This is a genomic window from Variovorax soli NBRC 106424 (assembly GCF_001591385.1).
Taxonomy (GTDB): domain Bacteria; phylum Pseudomonadota; class Gammaproteobacteria; order Burkholderiales; family Burkholderiaceae_C; genus Variovorax; species Variovorax soli.
Genome location: NZ_BCUU01000187.1, coordinates 1 through 4,200, shown reverse-complemented (window position 1 = coordinate 4,200; position 4,200 = coordinate 1). Strand labels below are relative to the sequence as shown.

2 protein-coding genes and 4 pseudogenes are annotated in these 4,200 nt (G+C 62.6%); 2 read left to right on the top strand and 4 right to left on the bottom strand.

Translation table 11 applies throughout. From position 1 onward, the window contains the following. Nucleotides 1-708, bottom strand: a pseudogene (locus tag VSO01S_RS28125) (hypothetical protein); the annotation flags it as partial. A gap of 184 nt (nt 709-892) precedes the next feature. Continuing rightward, complete coding sequence (locus tag VSO01S_RS26060) at nt 893-2,386, bottom strand: TolC family protein (protein ID WP_068645661.1); 1,494 nt, start codon at nt 2,384-2,386, stop codon at nt 893-895. A gap of 396 nt (nt 2,387-2,782) precedes the next feature. On the opposite strand from VSO01S_RS26060, the pseudogene VSO01S_RS27425 reads away from it, so the two are divergent. Further along, nucleotides 2,783-2,899, top strand: a pseudogene (locus VSO01S_RS27425) (transposase); the annotation flags it as partial. A gap of 755 nt (nt 2,900-3,654) precedes the next feature. Here VSO01S_RS27425 and VSO01S_RS28215 read toward each other — a convergent pair. Both VSO01S_RS28215 and VSO01S_RS28300 read right to left on the bottom strand, forming a co-directional pair. Then, nucleotides 3,655-3,801, bottom strand: a complete 147-nt coding sequence (locus VSO01S_RS28215; RefSeq protein WP_281179872.1) for a HipA domain-containing protein — start codon at nt 3,799-3,801, stop codon at nt 3,655-3,657. A 103-nt stretch (nt 3,802-3,904) separates the two neighbouring features. Continuing rightward, nucleotides 3,905-3,979: pseudogene (locus tag VSO01S_RS28300) on the bottom strand (hypothetical protein); the annotation flags it as partial. 15 nt (nt 3,980-3,994) lie between these two features. Between VSO01S_RS28300 and VSO01S_RS26050 the strand changes: the two are divergent. Then, a pseudogene (locus VSO01S_RS26050) lies at nt 3,995-4,200 on the top strand (DDE-type integrase/transposase/recombinase); the annotation flags it as partial.

The following is a 4,200-nucleotide window of genomic DNA, read 5'->3' as shown; positions in this document are numbered from 1 at the left end:
GGCATCGGCATCCGCGTCCGCGTCCGCGTCCGCATCGGCATCCGCATCGGCATCCGCATCGGCATCGGCATCGGCGTCGGCGTCAGCATCAGCATCAGCATCAGCATCAGCATCAGCATCAGCATCCGAGTCCGCATCGGCGTCCGAATCGTCGATCGACTCGTCCTTGGTGCCCGAGTCCGCAGGCGGGGTCACGGGAGAAGGCGAGCTGGCGCCGCCGCCGCTGGCGGCGGCGCCCAGGGCGCCGATGCCCAGGGCGCCCAGCGTGGCCCATGCTCCGTAGCCGGCAATCGCTGCGGGGATGAGCCCCCCCAGGGCGCTGTAGCGCTCCTGGCCCAAGACCTGAACCGAGTCGCTTTGGTCCAGCAAGGCGGCGATTTCGTGATCTTCCTGGGCATCGGAGGCGACGTAGGGGTAGTACTGGCCGTCCTCGGCCAGGCCCACGAGCTCGCCCTCGAAGTCATAGAACTCTTCGATGAGCAGTTGCTGTTGTTGCTGATCGGCGCCTTCGACGCTGAGCAGAAGATTCTTTCCAACTCGCTTGACCGTCACCATTTCGGGCGCGAGACCCTTTTCGCCTTGCGCCAGGACATATTTGCCGCGCGCCAGTGCCTTAATCTTGGCCGGTGCGCCATTTTTGGCGGCACTCAATTCAACTGTTTGCTGGACAGAATTGCCCTCAACAACCAGCAGCTTGATTTCACTCATCGGGGTTCACCTAAATAATATTGAATGGAGAAATTGCAATGCCGCTACAATCCGCGGCAAAAAGGAGTGTTGGATTTTTTTTGCCTACCAACTAGGACTAGAGTAGTACTGTATGGATAAGGCAATTGAAGTTATATGGGACGCGTCCTAAATGGACTGACCGTGATCTAATACCTGTCTTTATTTATTCGCCGCGTTCGAGCCAGCGTGACAAAATGCCTGCTTGCGAATACTCGCGAAACACCGCCTGATAGCCCTCAAAGCGGGTGGTGACCTCGGTGACGCGGTTGTTGTAGTGCTCGCTCTCGGCGCTCAACACATCCAGCAAAGTGCGCTTGCCCAGGTGATGCCACTGCTCGAAGAAGGCTTTGCGCACGCGGTCGGTCTCGCTGGACAGCTGGATGTACAGGTCCGCGCGGCTGAGCAAGGTGGTGGCATCTTGGTGTGCTGCACGAATGCCGTAGGTGAGGTCCCGACGCTGTTGGTCGATCACATCGCGGCTGGCGTCCGCGCGTGACAGCGCCGCCTTGTAAGCGGCCTGGGCCGAGCCGCCGCGAAACAGCGGCCAATTGGCCGCGAGGTTGGTTTGCCAGGGCTGTTGGCGCCCGTAGGCGTCTTTGCCGAAGTTCGCCGAGACCACCCAGTTGACCGAGGGCATGGAGGAGGCCTTGACGGTGGCCGCCTGCAAGTCGGCCGCCTTGGCGCTGGCCTGAGCCTCAAGCATGCTGGGGTGTTGCTCCACCTGGGCGAGCAGGTGCTCCAAGACCGCGGGCTGCAAAGGCCAGGTGCTGGTGAGCGGTAGTGCCACCGGGTGGCTCTCGCCCACCAGCTTGCGCAGGTTCAGTTCCGCATCGCGCACCTTCATCTGAGCGCTGTCGCGCTTGGCCTGGGCTTCCAGGACGCGCGAGGTGGCTTGAGTGAGCTCGCTGCTGCGCCCGCGATCGACCTGCACGATCTCCTTGAGCATGGCCGCCAGACGCTGCATGCGGTCCAGGTATTGCTCGCTCAGCTGCACGACCAGGCGCTGCTTGGCGATTTCCACGAGGGTGTTGACCACCTCCTGGGCGGACTCCTCGAGCTGCGCCTCGTGGGCCTGCTGTGCGGCGCTGGCGGACTGTTCACGGCTGGCGATGTTTTTGTTGATGCGCCCAAAGTCAAAGACGCTGGTGGTCACCGTCACCCCCAGCTGGTTGCCGGGCAGGGGGGCGCTGTTGGCATTGGAGCCGTACTGCAGGCTCTTGGTCTGGGTGCCGATGTCCACCTGAGGCCAGCGCTCGCCCTTGGCTTGATCGACCTCTGAGAGGCTGGCCTGGAAGTTGGAGTACGCCTGCTTGACCTGTGGGCTGTGCTCGGCGGCTGTGCGCACGGCGTCAAAGAGGATGCGGCGCAGCTCAAATTCGCTGGGCATGGGCCCCGAGCCCAGCGAGTCGGAGTGACTCTCCAGCCAGTCGGCGAAAGCGCTGGGGCTGCGGGTGCTGCTGGGGCTGGGAGCGCTGCCCGCCGGGGCGGCCGCGGGCGCCGCGCCTGGGTGAGTGGGCGCGGGCGCCTGGGTTTGCGCATGCGCTGGTGCATCGCCCAGGGCCATGCCAACAACAAACAGCCCCGCGGTGAGCTGGCACAGTGGCAAGCCGATGCGGAGTGTGCGGGCACGTGGGGCGATGGCAGGGGAGTGGGTCATGAAAAAGATCCTTGATTGCGCGATTGGTTTTGGACCGGGCGATGGCGCCCAGGGCGAATTGAGGCAAGCGAGCGTTGCCGCGCAAAAAAGACTTGTTTGACCTGCGTGCGCTGAAAAGGCGCGATGTAAATCTCGGAGCTGAACTGGCTCTGGCCTGTATATCCATTGGGATAGCGGGGCCGAGCACCGAGTAGACTTTTAGTGCGGCGACAATAACAGTCGGAAGTATCAAAGAGGCACTAAAGGGCGAGTACTTGCCTCAGTCCTAATTGCGCAATTCTTAAATAGGACGCGTCCCAATTGGACTGATGAGCGAGGCGCCGCGAAACGGGAACTGGGATTGGCGGCGCGCACGCGGCGACTTCGGGCAGCTCAAGAGTGGGCACCAATTCAGCGGTGGGGCGTCGTCCCAGTCAGCGTTCCAACGGCGGCAAGACCCGGCTAGGGCGTATTACCAAGCGCGCCGATGACTACTTGCGAACGCTATTGATCCAGGGTGCGAAGTCCGCGGTCATGCCCACCGACAAGCGCGATGGCCCGAACTCACGCCAACGGTCGGCCAGGCCATGCGCCGGTGCCTATTCAGATCGTGGGGCACGCGTCGATCGCTGCTACCTCACGCCCGAGCGGGATGCTCGGCTGCAAGCGATGGAGGCTTCTGGGGCGAGGGCACGCGCTGGCGAGGATGGCTTTTGATCTTCGCAGTAGCGCACACTCGCCAAAGAATGTGGCATCGGAGTGCGAGCCTGCTATCAGCATTGCTGCCTAACGCGTCAGCGACTCGACCCCTGCCGGCGCGAGACAAGTGGGATCGGGAGGAGCCGGGTTCCTCGTTGAACCGTCTCCAGGCGTGGATGCCGCAGTAGCCGGATGCTGGGTGGGTTTGCCCTTCTCTCGACCTGCACGAGCGTCGACAGCCAAGGGGCTGTTGCCGGGAAGATTGTGGGCAAGCCATGTACTTGTGGTCAGGAGACGTTGGCTGCCTCTGAGAGAAACTGTTTCGCTTGGCCCCGCATGCCTTTCGAGATCGGGTCCCAGATGCGTTCAGGAAAGTCCTGGAGCAGTTGCGCCTCGACGGTCTCGAGGGCTGAGGTGACGCGGTCGACAACCCCGCATCGCTTCCGAGACGCGATGGCCGCCGTTTTTCATGGCCAGGTCTTGCCAATGGCGGGCACGGACCGCGTGGATCTCGTAGTGCGTGTTCTTCGAACGGAGCGCCATTGCAAGGATTGCAAGGCGCACGTCGCGCAAATGCAGTTGTCCACGGCTCACACGTAGGGCCACACGGACAGGACGTCGTACAAGGGCGTCATTTCGTAAGCACTGCCTTGGCGCAGGAAGATCGAGAAGTTCTTGGCGTGGCCGTCGGGTGCCGACATGAGACAGAAGGCCAACTGAGCGAGTTGGAATGCCATCCGGTCCGTTTCCGCATCCGATCCCGGCCAGCAGCGTGAGCCCGGCAGCGGCAGACGGGCCGCCATCGTCTTCGTATTTCAGGCGCGAGGGCAGGCCCAGCGCCTGACAGAAGTCTTCCTGGGGAAGCCGGGCGATCCACCTCCCATCCTCCATCCATTCCCGGTCGAAGCGCTTCACGATCAGCGTGCGCTGGTCAGCGATTTCACGTACGTCTCGACGTGGCAGGGCTGGCTGTACGTGGCCTTCGTCATCGATGTGTTTGCCAGGCGCATCGTCGGCTGGCGGGTGAGCAGTTCGATGCGAACGGACTTCGTACTTGATGCGCTGGAGCAAGCCCTCTACGCCCGACAGCCTGAACGCGATGGAAGCCTGGTCTGTCACTCCGACAGGGGCTCGCA